Below are 20,065 nucleotides of genomic sequence, written 5' to 3'. Positions count from 1 at the left end.
ATTGTTTAGAAACATTCGATCACTTATAAATATGCCTGATATTGTTTCATTTAATAAGGGGCACTACTATTTGCTTGGCTTGGGTGTGTGTGTTGGTGTTTTTGGTTTGATTGCCACATTGGAGCATTGGTTTAGCATTATTCTTAGTGAAGCAACTGTTAAAAAACTATTTCGTGTGGCTGTCTTGGGGTTGATGCTTGGACTACTGTTGCCACACTTTTCTCACTTTGGTTTTAGCCGATATTTTCAATCTCATGGTTACATAAGCTGCGACGCAGCTTCGCATCGTTGGTTGCATTCAGTAATACTGGTATATACCAAAAATGAAATGTTATGTAAGGAATTGATTGAAGCGAGAAAGTGACTGTAATACCAAAAATCAAAAGAAAAGAGTTTGTGGAAAACGCTAATATGAGGAACAAGTGAACGAAACTAATGGTTCGGAATACTCAGCTTTATCTGAAGGCTTGTTAGTTATTGTCATGACGATCAGAACGGCGGTTTGATTCATTACATTCTTAACGTGTTGTTAACTATTATTGAAAACATATGGTTCGTTTTAGCTTATGTCTTTTATTTATTTTATTTGCCGTTCAAGACGATGCTATGTCTATGTTGTTTCCTAAAAAAGTCTGTTTGTTTTCTGGCTTCACAGGTCAAATTACCTTTGAGGGAAAGCCTCTTCCGAATGTGCGTGTGAAGCGAAGTTATTCCTTTGAAAATAAGCACACTGAAGAAGAAACCACTACGGATGACCAAGGCTATTTCACCTTTGAAAGTGCTTGGGCTAAGACGCGCGCGCCTTTTATCGCTCAGTTTGTTGTAGAACAACATATATACGTCTACTACCAGGAAACGGAGTATCAGGTATGGTCAGCTGGTAAGTTGCTGGAAAATGAGTTTGGTGAATTTGGTGAGGGTGTAGAACGGTTGAAATCGTTTTCATGCGAACTCACAGAGGAGATTCGATCTCTTAGGCTTCGACCCGGTTTAGCATTAACCAACTGTCGCTGGGAATAAACAAGAGTCTCTTTTCAGTGATCTCTATTAACACCTGATTAGGCTTACGAAACAACCATTCACAGTCGTAATAACCGCCCGTTAACTGGTATTCCTTATCTAAATTAGGGTTTTCTAAAGTTGCTAGCCTTTAAAGTCTGTTTTGTAAAGAGTTGATATTCTTTTTTTTTCTGTTTTTTGTGAACTATATCACTATATGTTTGGCGTTCTATAGAACTAATTGTTTATTAATCGTACAATTGGCCTCGCTTGCTTGGAGTCTGCATGTGGGCAGCAAAGGCCTTTTTTGGCATAATTCACATCCCAAATTTTGGACTCACACGAGGTATGCGGTAAGCATTTCACCTCTGGCAAGACCAAACCCAAAAAATGGATAGGATACACCGTTAAATCAACAAATATCGCGGTGTGCAAGGAGCTTTCCCTTGCTTTTTGAAAGGCAAACTAAAGAGTTTTTAGGATCACATTCAATGAATAAGTCTCTCCAGCGCTTCACCGGGCGCCGTGCCCCAACTGTGTCTAAAAGAAAGCTACCTCTGGCCATAGCCGCGATAACGCAGATGCTTGTTTCCGGGGCTGTTATTGCCGGGCCGGAAGGCGGCGTAGTCGTTGGGGGTAAGGGAAGCATACAGCAATCTGGTCGATCCACGACCATTAACCAGGCGACAGATCGTTTGGCTATCGATTGGCAGAGTTTTGATGTGGCTGCCGACGAACGAGTGACTTTTCACCAGCCAACCTCCAGTTCGATTTCACTTAACCGTATTCTCAGCAATCGGGGCTCTGAGATTCACGGCCGGATTGATGCCAATGGTCATGTGGTATTGGTCAACCCTAACGGGGTGTTCTTTAGTGAAACCGCCACGATTAACGCGGGCGGTTTGCTCGCTAGTGGTCTGAATATTCGCTCCGAAGATTTTATGAACGGTGACTTTGCCTTCTCCGCGCTGGAAGGCACGGATGGCACTGTGATTAATGCCGGGATTATCAACGCGGCAACCGGTGGTTCAGTCACGCTTTTAGGTAAAAAGGTCGAGAACAGCGGCATGATTACCGCCAACTTGGGGGCGGTGAACCTCGCGGCCGGTAAAGAAGCGATTGTGACTTTCGACAACGAAGGCTTGTTGGGTGTCCGTGTTACCGAAGGTTTATTGCAGGAAGAGATTGGCGTAGACCCTGCTGTTTTGAACTCTGGGGATATCAATGCCCAAGGTGGCCGTATTCTGATTTCGGGCAGTGCCAGTCAGGATTTATTCTCCCGCGCGGTCAATGCGGGCGATTTAAATCAGGAAGTCAGCGTGGTGATGCACGATGACGGTAGCTTCACCCTGGGCGCCGGGGCGGACGTAGTGAACACCGGTAACTTGAATGTATCCGCCAATAATACGGACGCCGGTCGCGTAATTGTTGTTGGCGAAAACGTCACATCTACCGGTGAAATACGCGCGGATTCCGCACAGGGTTCCGGTGGTCAAATAGAATTACACGCAACGGACAAAACAGAATTAAAAGAGCTTGCGGTTGTGTCTGCCAACTCCTCTTATGAGGGGGAAGGCGGTAATGTCAAAGTATTGGGTAACAAGGTTGGTTTGTTTGATGAAGCAAACGTAAGTGCTTCTGGTGCAAATGGCGGCGGCACGGTATTAATCGGTGGCGATAAAACCGGTGCGAATAATTTAGTTCGCAATGCAGAATTTATTTATTTAGGTGAAGAGACTCACGTTAGCGCCGATGCACTAGATAATGGCGATGGCGGAAAAGTGATTACTTTCGCTTCCAATACGGCGCGAATATACGGCGGTTTATCGGCACGAGGTGGTGTGCAGGGAGGTAATGGTGGCTTTATTGAAACCTCGGGCTTAAGAAGTTTTGAAATCTGGAATGCCCCAAATGTTAATTCTGTTGATGGTGGTGGTGAGTGGTTAATTGATCCATATGATGTGGAAATTACATGGCGTGAGGATCGGCGGTGGGATAATAATTCCAACGTATATACCCCAAATGATGATACCGCCAGGGTGAATATTGATACTCTAAGAACCGCTTTTATTAACAACACTGGAATAAATATAACCATCACAACAGGTGGGGACGGTTCAGATGGCAGCGAGGCTGGCAATATTATATTTCGAACTGATTTTGATTATAACGGAATAGGAACTGGAGATACTTTAACCTTAACTGCATACAATAATATCGAAACTGGAAGTTACAAAATATATGATTCCAATACTTCAGTTACGAGTACGGATAACTTAAGTTTAAATTTTTCCACAAGCAACGGTGCAATTTATATTGGTCCAACTTCTCCAAGCTCTGCTGTTAATGGCGGAGCGTGTATTACTGCGTACACTGGTGGCTGCATTGATACAAACGGGGGAAGCATTGTTCTCAATTCAAATAATAATTCAGGAGGCTGGACTTCTGATGATGGAGATATTGAAGTCTCTGTCAATATTTATACTGATGGGGGCGATGCCACTTTTATTGCGGATGATAGTTTTTATCATTGGAGAACAAGTAATTCGATAATCGATATTACCGGTGGGCATCTCGATATTCGTGCCACTGATATTAGTGGGGGAGATAGCAGTATAAACCCCGATATTGTGTTGGGAAGAACAAATGCAGGGCAGTTAACCCTTACCAGTGGAGAAGCCATTCGAGGTTGGTCGACACTGAGTACTTCGACGCCGGTGACAGATGCGAACTTTCACATTAATGTTACTGGTACAACAACAATTACTGCAAAAGAAAAATACGTTGACCTACGAAATACGAGCAATAGTTTTGCTGGAAATATTTCCATTGATACAAGCCAGACATATGGAGTATCGGGTAATGTCGATCTTTACGGCACTAACATTCAGTTAGGGGATATCAATACTTCCAATGACAGCGGAAATGCGGGTGTTATCGATGTTAGGGCGTCAGGAACTTTAACGTCAAATGGCACCATCAATGCAAGTACATTGTCAGGTAATGCGGGGCAGGTTGATCTTTCCGGTGCGGACGTTGTCGTTAATGGAACGATAAACACATCAGCGGTTAGTGGAAATGCCGCACAGATAAATGTTGATGTTTCCAATAGTTTTACTGGCAATAGTTTACTTGATGCGAGTGCTGATACCGGCGGTGGCGGTTCGGATGCGGCTATTTCTATAACAGGAGATGCAAGTAATAATACATTTTCAATTGGCTCTGGTTTTTCCTGGGCTGGTTCAGGCTTAACTTTAGATGGCGGAAGTAACACTGCAAGTTCAGCTGGTGATACATTAATTTACACCGGCTCTGCAAACAATACTTGGCTTATCGATGGATCAAACCAATTAACAATCGATTACGATAATGCTGCTGATGCGATTGCTCCGATTGTTATTAATTTCTCCAATATTGAGAGTCTTACCGGTGGCACAGGGAATGATTCATTCACCTTTGATGGTGCCACGGTATCCGGTTTAATTGATGGTACATCTGGAGCAGATGACACCTTTACAATTACCGATATTACTGCTGATTCTACTGTCCAAATTGGTTCAGAAATCAATACCAATATCAATGTTATTAACGTTGATTCAATCGTCAATAACGACGCGGATAATACTCATTCCCTTTATGTGGCAACCGGAAATAATTCCTGGTCGATAAATAACAGCGTGGGCGATGGTACAAATGATGGTTCGGTATCGAGCGCTGCAATTGATCCCGATGGTACTCCAGCAAGTGGTGATGAAATTGCTGCGGCGTTTGATGGCACCGTAAATTTTGAAAATTTCTCTGTGCTCGTTGGTGGTGCGCATACCGATAGCTTTACGATTGATGTGGCTTATGCCGGTAATATTAACGCCGGGGCCGGTGACGACACGTTTAATATTAATGCAGCGTCAACCGGTACGCTTTCCGGTGAGGATGATAATGACAGCTTTATTCTCGGTGCAGCAGGAACGGCAACGTTACTTGAAGGTGGTGCTGGCACAGCAGATTCTATAACGGCAAAAGAGCAGGATACCGATTGGAATATTACAGGTGAAAATGCAGGGAACTTGGAACTATCTCCAAATACCGGCACCTTCTATGTGGATAGTTTTACCGGAGTTGAGGTTCTTAACGGCACTGATGCATACGATGATACCTTTATTTTCTCCAGTAATACTGCACTAAATTCCATTGGACAAATTAATGCGGGTGAGTCGTTATCTGATAACGATGCAATTGATTTATCCGGCCTTGCCGAAGCTATTCAGCTCACGCTTGCTGACGATGGCTCCGTATTAGGCTTCGCCAATATTGAAACGGTTGTGGGGATTCACGATGGTGATGGTGGCGCAACAGATTATAACAGTACATTAATTTTTAATAGTAGTTCAGCCGTTGCCTGGCAAATCGCGAATAACGGTGATGGTCGATACGATGGTATTAATGACGGCAGCGTAAACGGCGTTAATTTTATTAACTTTAATAACTTGACGGGCAGTGATACCGCCGACACCTTCACTTTCAATGGTGGTGTTGTGACTGGTGATGTTCGAGGTGCTGCAATAGCTGCAACCGAAACAGGCAGTGATACGATTATTGTTAACAGCATTGCCACCGATGCCATTGCCTGGACACTCAGTGGTGCCAATCAAGGGGATATTGTGTTAACACCGGATGGTGGTTCTGCGCAAAATATTCTGGGTACCTTCTACAGCATCGATACGCTAACAGGTGGCGACGGTACAGATACCTTAACAGGAAGAAACCAAGCCAATACCTGGACGATTAACTCCGCCGGTAACTCTGTAGCCGGTACAGTCGATTCTTCTGACTCCGTATCGTTTAGCGGAATGGAAACACTTGTCGGGAATGTACTTGAGGATATTTTTAATATCGCAGATTCCATCGCCAATATTTTTGGCGGTGAAGGCGCAGATACTTTTAATATTCAAGCGAATAATATTACAACTACGGTAGTTGGTGGTGAAGAAGGCACTGATACCAGTATTGATGTTATTAATGGGAATAACGCAACAACTGCTTGGAATTTATCAGGTGGTGAAAGTGGACAAATAGATTTAGGTTCAGCGAATTATGCTGTAGCAGATATCACCTTTTCTGATGTGGAATCGGTTGTTGGTGGAACAAGCTCAGATTATTTCTTTGTTGAAGGTGCGATTACACTCACTGCCGATGGCGGCGCTGGCGATGATACATTTAGTATTGCTGATGCTGGTTCTGTAGGCGTTGGTGCGGAACTAAGAGGTGGTTTAGGCTCAGATACTCTGCAAGGGCGAGCTGGGACAAATACCAATTGGGTTTTAGTATCACTAAATTCAGGTGAGTTAACGGATCAAGCTGCAACGCCTTCATCTTACGTTTCCAGCTTTACTGGATTTGATAAATATATTGGTCGAGCGCCATCCAATATTTTAAATGGATTGGATGAAGCAAGTACTTGGACGATTGATACAACTTCAACCTTGGCGTTAACCGCTGCTCCTACAATAACCGTAGAGTTTTCTGGAATGGATGTTTTATCCGGCGGAAACTTAGCGGATATTTTCAATATTAATACCGGTTTTTCCGGGCAAATTCTGGGTAATGCCGGTGATGATGACTTTAATATCAGTGCGATAGTTTCTTCTGCTCTACAAGGTGGTGATGGCGCCGATGAATTTTATCTGCTGGCCAATAATATTACTGCAACAATAGACGGCGGTTCAGATGCCAGTACCGATATTGTTTATGGTCACAACTCGGAAACCTCGTGGAATTTAACCGGTGGTGAAGGTGGTCAAATAGACTTAGGCTCTGCTAACTATGCTGTGGCGGACGTTACCTTTACGGAAATTGAATCAGCTCAAGGTGGAGCAGGTATTGACCACTTTGATATTACGGGTGCTGCCAGTCTGAGCCTGAGTGGCAATGCCGGGGCCGATATTTTTACAATTACCAGTGACGCTTCCAGCGTTATTTCGGGCGGCGCCGATGCTGATACGTTTAATATTGGCGGAAATGTTTCCGGTACCATTAGTGGTGACGCGGGTGCAGATATTTTCGAGATTAATACTACAACGTCAGGCAGTTTAGATGGTGGCGCTAATGACGATGTCTTTAATGTCAATGTCGCAGGTGTTACAGCCAATGTCGTTGGTGGAACGGAATCTGATAGGCTGACTCTCGTATATAGCGATAATGCCACCTGGACGTTCGACGGTTTGGATGGCAATGAAACCGTTACAGACCAAAGTGCGACCCCTGGCACGATTTCATTTGCAGGTGTGGAAGTCGCCTTAGGCTCAGATACGGGTCAAGACACCTTCAACGTTACTTCTGTTTTATCCGGTATTACTACCTTTCAAGGCCGCGGTGGCAACGATACCTTTAATCTAGGTGTGGCCGGTGCAACAATTACCGCTCAAGGTGGTGCTGGAGATGACCAGTTTAATATTGCTGATGCGGGTGTCAGTGGTTCTGTCGATGGTGGTACAGAAAACGACACGTTAACCATTACCCATGGCGGGGCTCCTACCTGGACAATTAATTCAAGCACACAACAAGTCGTGCATGGTACAGGCACAATTACCTTTGATGGGGCGATTGAAAACCTTGAGGGCAGTAATACCGGTGTTGATACCTTCAATATCTCCAATACTTATTCTGGCAATATTACCGGCCGTGGTGCCAACGATATTTTCAACCTGACAGCGCAGGTTCTGGGTGATTTACTCGGTGGTGCGGGCTCAGATATTTTCAATATCAATGCAGCAAACTTTTCTCAAATATTAGATGGTGGGTCAGGTACCGATACGGTTGCGATTGGCCACAATACCGCAACAACATGGACAATCGATGGCGCAGATGGAAGTGAAACTGTTACTAATGGTTCAGGTACCATTACCTTTATTTCAGGAAATACTCTCCAAGGCAGTGACTCCGGTGTTGATAGGTTCAATGTAACCGCGGCGTTTAGTGGCTCTATCGAAGGTCGTGGTGGTAACGATATTTTCAGTTTGGGCGGCGATGTTTCTGGTGGTGTGGCCGGTGGTGATGGAGCGGATGACTTTAATATTTCTGCGAATCAAACAGGAAGTTTGGATGGTGGTCTTGGCCAGGATGATTTCAATATTCTTGCAGAAAATATCGGCGCAACGATTGTCGGTGGCTCAGACGCATCAGGAGATATTCTTTCCTTTGAAACCTTAACAAATGTTTTGGGGTGGACAATAAATGGTGAACCGGAGGAAGTAACTAACGGAACGGGAACTGTTGTCTTTAGTGAAATCGAAGAGGCGAAGTCTGGTTCAGGTAATGACACCTTTACAATTACTTCCGACTTCGCTGGGGTGTTGTTTGGCGGCGGTGGGAATGATACCGCGGACTACTCTGGAAGAAGTGGGGCTTTTGATATTGTTTTGGGAGCGGGCTTTAGTAACGCGCTACAAGAATTTGAAATTATAACTGGTAACAATAACGTAGGAACTGCGTTGGTTCGGGAAGCAGGAACTAGCGCAACTTGGGATGTGTCCGGAGTTAATAGTGGGACTATCAATATTGTTGGCAGTACAGCATTTCCTGATCCAATAACATTTTCTGGTTTTGGTAGTTTAACCGGTGGTTCTGGTAACGATACCTTTAATATTACCGGTGCGTTAGGTGAAATTACTGGCTCAATAAGTGGTGGAAATACCGGTACAGATGTTATTCAAATGCAGCGAGACTTTGCGACCACGTGGACTGTAAATGCGGGTAATACAGGAGAGTTTGTTTACGGAACCGCAACAACGCAATTCAGTTCAATTGAACGCTTAGTTGGATATGCTGATCAGGTAGATACATTTGCCATTACAAGTACATCCGTTACTGTTCAAGTGGATGGTTTAAACGGTACGGGTATTGTCGATATTCTGGATTTGTCGGGTATTGGTGATGCCTTGGATATTACTTTGGGCACTGATCCAGCCGGAATATCCGCTATGAATATTGAACGCATTGAAGGCAATGGGCACGTTGATTCTGTTCTAACAGGTGCTGACGTAGTTAATGTTTGGACAATAGATGGCACTAACTCAGGCAGTGTTTTATCTAATGGAGTTACCACAGAGTTTGGTGGCTTTAGAAATATCACCGGTGGTTCAAATAATGATGATTTTAATTTAGAAAACACTGGCATTATTCAAGGAACAATAAGTGGCGGTACGGGTGGTACAGACACCATTTATGGTCGTGACACGGCAACAACCTGGTCGATTACCAATGGTGGGTCGAACACGCTTTCAGCCAGTGGCGTCACCTATGTTGGCAACTTTACCAATATTGATATTTTACAAGGCGGTACTGCCGACGATCTATTTACTCTGGGGGCAGGGGCTTCTTATATCGGCTCCATTCAGGGCGGTGCTGGAACCGGCTCTGATACGCTGACAGTAACGGACGGCACAAACAATTGGGAATTGAATCCATCCACTTCTACCGGCGTATTAAATACAAATACGCTATTTAGTGAAATCGAAATAGTTAATGGTGGCTCGGGGCAAGATACTTTCGTTTTTGTCACTGCGGGTAATTTTGGCACCTCTGTGGATGCAGGTGGCAATACTGATACCGTTGATATTTCGGGAATTCCTAACTATAGCGCGGTGTTGGGTACCACAACCATTAATGGTGTTACCAATGCAGAACAAATAATTGGTGGTTCAACCAGCTCCTTAACGGGTTTGAATTCTGGAACCAATACTTGGCGAATTTATGATTTTGATGGTGTCGGTGGTGTTGATGGATTAAATGATGGTGAGTTAGAAAATGGTGGTACATCTATACGTTTTATTAACTTTACCAATTTAATTGGTGGTAACAGCGCCATAGATAATTTCACTATTACTTCAACTGGTGCATACAGTGGTGTTTTGAATGGTGGTACGGATACAGCAAATAACTCCCTGACTAATCTGCATGCAAATGGTGGCTGGCAGTTGACATCAGCTTTTGGTGGCTCATTAACTGCAAATGGTCGAACCAGTACATATTTAAATATTCAAAATATACATGGTTCCGGTTCAGATTCTCTAACCGGACTCAATCAAATCAATGATTGGCAAGTCACCAATGCAAATACTGGCACAGTTGGCTTGTCGGGCGATGTTGCCCAGCATATTGCTTTTTCGGGTATGTCAAACTTGTTTGGTAATGTCGATCAGGACATCTTTACGTTAAGTGCCTCAGGATCAATTACAGGTGACATTCGCGGAACCCTTGCAGGGCAAGCGGATAATAATAATGATTTCTTGTACGTTAACAGTACGGCATCCGCTCTTATCGACTGGACGGTTTCTGGGAATAATTCAGGTACAGTGACACCCATTGGTGGCAGCTTTATTGGTATTGAAAACCTTATTGGTGGTGCTGGTTTGGATACCTTTGCCATTAATGCGAATATCACAGGTGTTATTCGCGGTGAAGGTGGGAACGATACCTTTAATGTGAATAATGCAGCTTTAAGTCTATCAATTGATGGCGGAGCCGCGACGATAGGCGATATTTTAACGCTTGGTTATTCAGAGGCATCGAACTGGAGCATCACCGACGCATTACAAACTGCAACCTCAGCAACCTCGAATGGTGTGATTACCTTTGCTGGTATTGAGAATGCCGAAGGTACTGCACAAAAAGATGTGTTCGATATTAATGGCGGCGGTGTGACGGGTATTACCAGTGGTAACGGTGATGATGAATTTTTTATTCGCTCTGCTAATCAAACTCTGAGTATTGATGCGGGAACCGGTGTTGATAGTGACCGCCTGGAAATCGCTTATGCCGATAACACCACCTGGTTAATTAACGGTTCAGGCTATGAAACTGCTACAGCCGATGTGGGCACGGGCGTGGTCAGTTTTACCGGTATTGATGCAATTGATGCGTCTGTGCAAAAAGACACCGTCACAATCAGTGGTGGTTCGGTGGATATTATTCGCGGTCGCGCTGGCAGTGATGACTTTAATGTGGATGCTGCGTTAGTGCTTGAAATTGATGCTGGTGCAGGTGAAACCGATACCTTAACCATTAATCATACTCAGGCAACCACATGGGTATTAGACGGTGGTGATGAAACGGCAGTCGCGAGCGGCAATACACTGACCTTTAACAGCATTGAGACGATTACCAGTTCCAATGCAGCAGATACCGTAACCTTCAATGCGCCATCAGGAAGTGGTGTTGAAGTCACCACCTTCTCCAGCCGAAATGGCGACGATAGTTTCACTGTTAATGATGCGGGTTTAAGTATTACTTTAAATGCGGGCAGCCAAAATAATGTTGATACATTAATACTCGGTTATTCCGAAGCATCGAACTGGAGCATCACCAACGCATTACAAACTGCAACTTCAGCAACCTCGAACGGTGTGATTACCTTTGCTGGTATTGAGAATGCCGAAGGTACTGCACAAAAAGATGTGTTCGATATTAATGGCGGCGGTGTTACTGGTATTACCAGTGGTAATGGTGATGATGAATTTATTATTCGTTCTGCCAATCAAACTCTGAGCATTGATGCGGGAACCGGTGTTGATAGTGACCGCCTGGAAATTGCTTACGCCGATAACACCACCTGGTTAATTAACGGTTCAGGCTATGAAACTGCTACCGCCGATGTGGGCACGGGCGTGGTTAGTTTTACCGGTATTGATGCAATTGATGCGTCTGAACAAAAAGACACGGTCACAATCAGTGGTGGTACGGTAGATATTATTCGCGGTCGCACTGGCAGTGATGACTTTAATGTGGATGCTGCGTTAGTGCTTGAAATTGATGCAGGCGCAGGTGAAACCGATACCTTGACCGTTAACCATACTCAGGCAACCACATGGGTGTTGGATGGTGGTAACGAAACTGCAGTAGCAAACGGCAATACGCTGACCTTTAACAGCATTGAGACGATTACCAGTTCCAATGCAGCAGATACCGTAACCTTCAATGCGCCATCAGGAAGTGGTGTTGAAGTCACCACCTTCTCCAGCCGAAATGGCGACGATAGTTTCACTGTCAATGATGCGGGTTTAAGTATTACTTTAAATGCGGGCAGCCAAAATAATGTTGATACATTAATACTCGGTTATTCCGAAGCATCGAACTGGAGCATCACCAACGCATTACAAACTGCAACTTCAGCAACCTCGAACGGTGTGATTACCTTTGCTGGTATTGAGAATGCCGAAGGTACTGCACAAAAAGATGTGTTCGATATTAATGGCGGCGGTGTTACTGGTATTACCAGTGGTAATGGTGATGATGAATTTATTATTCGTTCTGCCAATCAAACTCTGAGCATTGATGCGGGAACCGGTGTTGATAGTGACCGCCTGGAAATTGCTTACGCCGATAACACCACCTGGTTAATTAACGGTTCAGGCTATGAAACTGCTACAGCCGATGTGGGCACGGGTGTGGTCAGTTTTACCGGTATTGATGCAATTGATGCGTCTGTGCAAAAAGACACCGTAACAATCAGTGGTGGTTCGGTAGATATTATTCGCGGTCGCGCTGGCAGTGATGACTTTAATGTGGATGCTGCGTTAGCACTTGAAATTGATGCAGGCGCAGGTGAAACCGATACCTTGACTGTTAACCATACTCAGGCAACCACATGGGTGTTGGATGGTGATAACGAAACTGCAGTAGCAAACGGCAATACGCTGACCTTTAACAGCATTGAGAGCATTACCAGTTCCAATGCGGCAGACACGGTGACCATTAACGTACCTTCTGGCGGTGCTGTGGAAGTGACAGAATTTTCCAGTCGCAATGGTGACGATCGTTTCACAATTAATGATTCAAACCTGAATTTAACTATTGATGCGGGTTCTCAAAATGCTTTTGACTCGCTCGATTTAGGCTATACCGAAAATGCAACCTGGGAATTAAATGGCGGAAGCGAAACCGTCACTTCATCGACAGGTGGTGAAATAACGTTTAGCAATTTTGAAAATTATTTGGGTAGTGGTGGTACGGATAACTTCACTATTGCAACGAATGTGTCCAGAAATATTGAAGGGCAGGCTGGTGATGATCGTTTTACGTTTACCACAGCAGGTTCTGTCGGTGGCCAATTAATTGGTGGAGCAGGGGATGACACACTTATTGGCGACAATAACAATAACAGCTATACCATTTCTGGTACCAATAGTGGTACTGCAAGTGGTATTAGCATTGGATTTACAGAAATAGAAAATATTACTGCCGGTTCTGGCAGGGATACCTTTACCTTTACTGACATTAATGCCTCAATTTCGGGTTTACTGGATGGTGGTGAATCCAGTGCGACTGGAAGCAGTGAAGTTCGCGATACGTTGAATGTCGAAGTCTTTACTAATGGCGTTGTGGTTGAGATTGGGGAGCCTATTTTTAGCGGATCTTTGGTGTCAGGAACCAGCTCACTACCTAACGTCAATGTGACAAACTTTGAAGTAATTGACGCCGCAGCAGGTACTGGAGCGGAAGAAGCAAATAATTGGCTGGCGATAGCCCATTCGGGAGCGGTTGAGTGGCGTATTACAAATGCCCCTAATAATGGTTTTGTGCAAACACTGGATAACATTGCAGACAAAAACCCTGTCACAAATGAGATTACTCGCTTTACTAACTTCGGTAGTTTTGATGGGGCAAGATCTTCCGGTGAAGAGTCTAATCTAGAGACGGAAGGTAATATCACCGGTGAGTGGCGAAGAGGTTCTGGTTTAATTGCTCTGGATTTCAGTGATGCAACTGGTTTTGTGATTGTTGATATAACAGACCGTGTTCAAAGCGTTTTGGGTAACAATGACACACTTCTTCGTATTACATCCGATACCGCTGAGTTCAATATTGATAACACTTGGACGATTGATGGCGAAAACTCTGGTTCGTTTATTGTGAATTCCGGTGATCAGGCTGGCTTTACGTTTACTTTTACCGACGTGAATCAGTTTGAAGGTGGCAGTGGTCGAGATGCCTTCGTATTCCTGGCAGATGGTCGGTTAACGAATGGAGATTTGGCTAACCCGATTTCAGCTGGTGCAATCAATGGTGGACTGGGTATCAACACGGTTACTGCTGATTTAGCAATAAATAACCTTTCATTTGGTTTGAACCAAACTGACTTGAGAAGGGTGACAGATGGTTTCCCTATTAGCCTAAGAGGTCAGGATGTTGAGGTTTTGCTTGATCGTGAAGGCATTATTGATTTAACTAATGTTGAACAGCTTACTGGAAGTAGTGTTGCTAATGTTGATACTACGTTGTTCAGTGGTTCTGCCGATACATCATATGTCTGGAATATCGCACGTCCTGTAAATGGTTTGCCAACCAATACTCTCGATGGGAACGGTGACAGTTTAACCTTTACTGGTGTCGATTTTATTCGTGGTGGCGAAGCTTCAGATACATTTAATATCTACGACTTGTTAGCGGTGAATGCTAATTATGATGGTGGTGCTGGAACAGGCGTGGATGTTTTAAACCTGCAAAATATTACCCAAGATATTCAACTCTCTTTGGATAGTGCGCTCGCTGCAACAGTTGATGTGGTGGCGACCAATATGAGTCAAATACAAGCCAGTCAGAATTTTGTCAATACATTAATTGCTGAAGGAAGTCAGAATAATAACTGGATTATCAATGGCACTAACTCCGGTACATTAAATGGTATGACCTTTAGCCATTTCGCTAACCTGACTGGTGCCGGTACCGATGATTACTTTGCATTGAATGGCGATGATGCAATTACTGGAAAAATAGATGGTGGTTCAGCCGGTTTTGATACTTTGGATATATCGTCGTTAAATGGTGACACAATTATTTCGTTTGATCCGAGTGTTGCCTCGACATTTAACATTACCAATATCGATTCTTTGATGGGGAATGTGAATACCAATAATACGCTTATTGGTAGTACTGCTCACACGTCATGGACTATTTCTGATTTGAATAGTGGTTCATTAAGTGGTGTGTTATTTACCAATTTTGGCAACCTTATTGGTTCGACTGCAGTAGATATATTCACTATTAACGGACTTGGCCGTATTTCCGGTTTGATTGATGGTGGAATTACCGGAGCTAATACTCTGGATTTCACTGCGGCTACGCAAGATATTGATGTATCTCTTGATCCTAATATCACGCAAAATATCGAAATTAATATCGTGAATGTTTCCACTATTCGCGGTAATGCTACTCGAACCAACTCACTCTACGCAGGTGGCAGTGGGCCGAATACCTGGAATGTAGTGAATGAAAACGCTGGAGACCTGAATGGTATTGCATTTTCTGGCATGTCTAATTTAATCGGGTCAGACCTGGTCAATGATTCGTTTATATTTGGTGTTAATGGTGATGTAACAGGCCTCATAAATGGTGGTACCAATGCCAACGCGGGTACGCCGAATTCTGACTCTCTGAATCTTTCCGCGAAGAATCAAGGTATTGTTGTTGAATTGGGTTCGGATACAACGTCAGAAAATTTGCATGTCGTCAACATTGAATCCATTACAGCGGCAGATACTGCTGCCCTGGCAACCGGTGTGACTGAAGATGCAAACCGATTAATCAGTAATCGCACAGGTAATTACAATTGGATCATCACTTCAGAAAATGATGGCCGTATTGAACCGGATGCGAACGTTACTGAAGAAAATACCATTGTATTTGAGAACTTTGGCTATCTGGATGGTGGCTCAGGCGACGACAACTTTAGGTTTGAAACCACAGGGCATATCACCGGAGCAATTACCGGTGGTTTAGGTACCGATCGTTTGGATCTTTCCATTGTGGAGCGTAATATCGAGTTTACTGTGGGCGATGTGATTGATTTAGGTGCAAATGGTACTTCAATCAGTGGGCTGGAGGGCTTAATTGGTAATAATGATGGTTCTTCTGCAACGGGTTATAACGCCGTATTGAATGTTGCCAGTGGTGATTCAACCTGGACCATTCAGCAAGACACAGGTAATGCTTTGTCTGACGGCATCAACGATGGTACCTATGATAATGGTAGCGGTGGCGCACCAGAAATGTCATTTATTAATTTTAACCAAATTCAATCTGGTTCCGGTAATGACACATTCCGATTTGTTGGTGTAGGTCGATTAACCGGTGGTTTGGATGGTGGAACGGGAACCAATAGAATTCTTTCTGCCGGCTCCACGATTAGTCTAACTGTCAACTTGGGCGCTGAAGTGTTTGACCAGATAAATGCTTCCAACGTTTCCGAAATTGTATTGGGTAATGCCTCCGGTTTAAGTAATCGTTTGGTGGCTGACAATATAGAGAACACCTGGGTTATTAATGGCACAGATGCCGGTACACTGAACAGTGTTATTGATTTCGAAAATATTCAAAATCTTATTGGTGGTACCAACGTTGATCGGTTTGAGTTGGATGGTAATGATTCAATTTCGGGATTAATGGATGGTGGTTTGGGTTCTCTGGACCATTTGGATATATCCGGTATCGCGTCTGGTAGAAATCTGGTTGTTGAACTTGGTACAAACGTATCCAGTAATCTTAATGTTAACGGCGTAGAAACAATTCAAGCCAACCTTGGTAATGAAAATACGCTTGTTGCGGATAATAGTAATAACACCTGGAAGATTGATGGTGATCGGTCAGGGACGCTTGCTCCCACCGTCGGGGCGACACCGGAATCATCGATTGCTTTCTCTGGATTTTCATCGTTAACCGGTGGGACGGGTGATGATCAGTTCACTATTACCGCAACGGGAAATATTCCTGGCATGATTGACGGTGGAGAGGGGAATGACTCACTGGATATTACTGCCTTCACAACAGATAGTTATATTGTGGTTGGAAATTCCATTGACGGTACTTTAAATATCAATCGTCTGGAAAACATTGATGCGAACAGTGCTAACACTGTTACCAATACCTTGCGCGCAGATGACATTGTCAATAGCTGGATAATTGATTCAGCTAATGCAGGTTCCTTAAATGGTATGGCTTTCTCTGGTTTTGCAAACCTGGAAGGTGGTGATAATAATGATCGCTTTGGCTTTACTGATGCTGGTAGTTTAACTGGCTATCTGGATGGCGGTAGCCAAACTGTTGATGGGCAGGATATTTTGGATCTAAGCCAGCAATCGGTAGTGAATATCGTTCTTGGTGGTGGTTTGAATAACGTTCGTGATATTGAATTATTGTTAGGTAACAACACCAATAGTACATTGACTGCAACAGACTCAGTAAATATCTGGGATATTCTTTCCGGGGAAAACTCGGGTTCAATTAACGGTAGTGTATTCTTTGAAGGTTTTAATCACCTAGTGGGTGGAAGCGCTCAAGATACGTTTAATTTGGCTGGTGGTGATGTCACAGGCAATATATATGGTCGAAACGGGAACGATATTTTTAATATTTCAAATGGTAGCAGTGTTGGTGGTGTGATCTATGGTGAAATCGGGAATGATATTGTCAATGCAACTATCCTGGGGGGCACCGCAGCGGTTATCACTTTTGATGGTGGGAGTGACATCAATACGCTAAATACTGCATTAGTGATACCAACTGGCAGTACGGTCAGTTACAACAGTGTTGACTATTCTTTGACGGCACAGGGGAGTGAGAGACTTTTATATCAAGCCGATAATGCGGCGCAGTCTTCGATTGTTTTTACCAATGTAAATACGGTAAACGAAAACGTGGATTCGACTTTGTTGAATATCCAAACAACCGGAAGTGGTGACCTTCTAACATTACGTGATAATCAGTTTGTCTTGAATTCCAATAATATTACTTATTCCACTGTTAATTTCGCCAATAAAGATAGCGTCCGTATCAGTGCTGGAGCGAACGATGAAGTTGCATTAGATGGTGTGATTAACATTGATTCCCAACTGACAATCAAAGGTGCGTCCATTTCTGTTACTAACAGTAATGCACGAATTAATGCGGGAGAGTTAGTACTTGATCAAACTGGTGCTATTGGTTCTGACACGAGTCGCTTGGTCATAGATGTTGATCGTTTGAATGTGACTAACGCCGGTTCTGCAATTTATCTTGCTGAGCAAAACGATATTGAGATTAGTGGATTAAATTCCAGAGATATATTTGATTTAGAGGCGGTAGGAAATATTCAATCCGGTCAGAACCTTACCTCTACAGGAACGTTAACTTTGGAAGCTGGAGGAAACATCAACTTAACCGGTAGTGGTAACCGCTTTGATGGTGATATAAACCTTGTGGCTGGAGGCGCTGGTCTTAACCCTGCGCTAGGAAGTATTAATCTTGTAAATTCAAGCTCAACGATTTTAAATTCGATTTCTGCTCGTGAGTTAAGTGTGCGTTCTTCCGGTGATATTTTGACGAGTACATCAGGAGGTGCAATCCGGGTATTTGAGAATGCTCAGTTCACCGCTCTCAACGGTGCAGTAGGTCAGAGAATTGAACTGACAAACAACAGCAACGACTTTATGGGTGAGTTCCGAATTTCCAATGGCAGCGGTGGTTTGGGAGCAAGCCAAGTCACTTTGCATGATGGAAATGGATTAAATATTGTTGAAGCAGTTGTTGGCGATTTATCGATTAATAATTTGGCCGGAGTACTTCAGACCAGCGGTGTTGTTGCTTCTGGTGGTGTGAATATTGTGACGGAAGATATGACGGTTGCGAATGGTGTTGCTGGAAACGGTATTTCTGCAAGCACGATTAATATTAATGCTTCTGGTCGCTTTGTTCAGGATGGTGGCTTGTTGGCTACTGGTTCGGACTCCATCACCAATGCCTTGGTCATTAATGCCAATCAGTATGAATCGTTAACCGGGCCTGATATTTTCTCCCGTACAACAAATGGTTCAATCGACATTCTGGTTGAAAACGACATTACTACCCAGACATTAGATTCTGCCGGCAATATTACGATTACGTCAAATACTGGAGACGTAAGTTTAGGTCAGGCATTAACGGTTGCGGATTCATTGATTATTAATGCGAATCAGGGAATTCGATTAAGCGAAGATGTTGTGGTTGAGAACGATGCTAACTTTACTGCTGGTGCCGGTGGCTTTACACAGAATGCGAATCTGGTATCTACCCGAGGAGATATTTATGTGGATTCCGCTGCGGGTATTAACATGGCAACGGGAGCTACAACCACAGCCATGGCAGGAAGCATTACCTATGAAGCAGATGGAAGTATTAATCTTTACTCATTAGTTTCCGGGCAATCTGCCAGCTCGATTACTATACCGGATGCTGCAAATATCGTATTACGATCCGGGGGCGGTATTAGTGGTACCACCGGTGTGGTGGCGCTTTCTGCTGACTATGTTCAGATGACTGCTGAATCCGGTATTGGTAATACTGCCGGTGGCTTAGATTTGAGTGTGGGTACGTTATCTGCAGTGAATAATACAGGCGCAGTGTCGTTAACTAATGACAAGGAGATTCATGTCGAGCGTATTCACAATAACGGCAACATTCAATTGTCAGTTTCTGACGGCGACATTGTTATTGGAAGCTCAACTAATGTGCCGTATTTAACGGGGGCATACGCAGGTGATGATCCTGCCTCACTAGATGCACGATTAGGGCAGGGGACAATTAACGCTAACTACGAAATTGGCGATGTACTTCTGACCACAACGGGAAGTATTCGCTTCTTTGGTTCTGCCGGTTGGGCAAATCCTGAAGTCATTGCTAAAACTGCTGTATTCAACGCTCCATTGGGAGAGTTTGGACAACTCGGTCGTATCATGTGGCTCTATGTGAAAGATTATCTGGAAATCCGCTCGCGCTTGAGTAACGTTTATCGTTGGAGTTTTAGTGTACCTCCTGCGGATTGGGAAGACTTTTCTCCTGCTCAGCGAAGCTTAAGCGATATTCTGAATACCGCTGCTGATCAACTTGTTGAAGTAGAAACCCTTGAAGAGGTTGATCCCGCCGTGTTTACCAACGTGCGTAACTATTTTTATGATGATGTTTCTATCAAGATGCCGAGGGATCAATTGTTTGATGACGAATTGGATGATGGCACAGAACTATAACAAGTAGATAAATTGGGGGAGGCGCTTGCAACGAGCGC

3 protein-coding genes are annotated in these 20,065 nt (G+C 43.9%); all 3 read left to right on the top strand.

Translation table 11 applies throughout. From position 1 onward, the window contains the following. Positions 1-31: 31 nt before the first annotated feature. Positions 32-364 carry a hypothetical protein gene (locus P5V12_RS13765; protein ID WP_316953662.1) on the top strand — a complete coding sequence of 111 codons (333 nt, stop codon included), beginning with the start codon at positions 32-34 and terminating at the stop codon, positions 362-364. A gap of 242 nt (positions 365-606) precedes the next feature. Continuing rightward, complete coding sequence (locus tag P5V12_RS13760; protein WP_316953661.1) at positions 607-1,020, top strand: DUF6795 domain-containing protein; 414 nt, start codon at positions 607-609, stop codon at positions 1,018-1,020. 470 nt (positions 1,021-1,490) lie between these two features. After that, on the top strand, positions 1,491-20,027 hold the full coding sequence (locus P5V12_RS13755) for a filamentous hemagglutinin N-terminal domain-containing protein (protein WP_316953660.1): 18,537 nt from the start codon (positions 1,491-1,493) through the stop codon (positions 20,025-20,027). Positions 20,028-20,065: the final 38 nt, after the last annotated feature.

Origin of the sequence: Teredinibacter sp. KSP-S5-2, from assembly GCF_032773895.1 — a bacterium.
Lineage (GTDB): Bacteria > Pseudomonadota > Gammaproteobacteria > Pseudomonadales > Cellvibrionaceae.
This window is presented reverse-complemented; position numbering and strand designations above follow the sequence as displayed.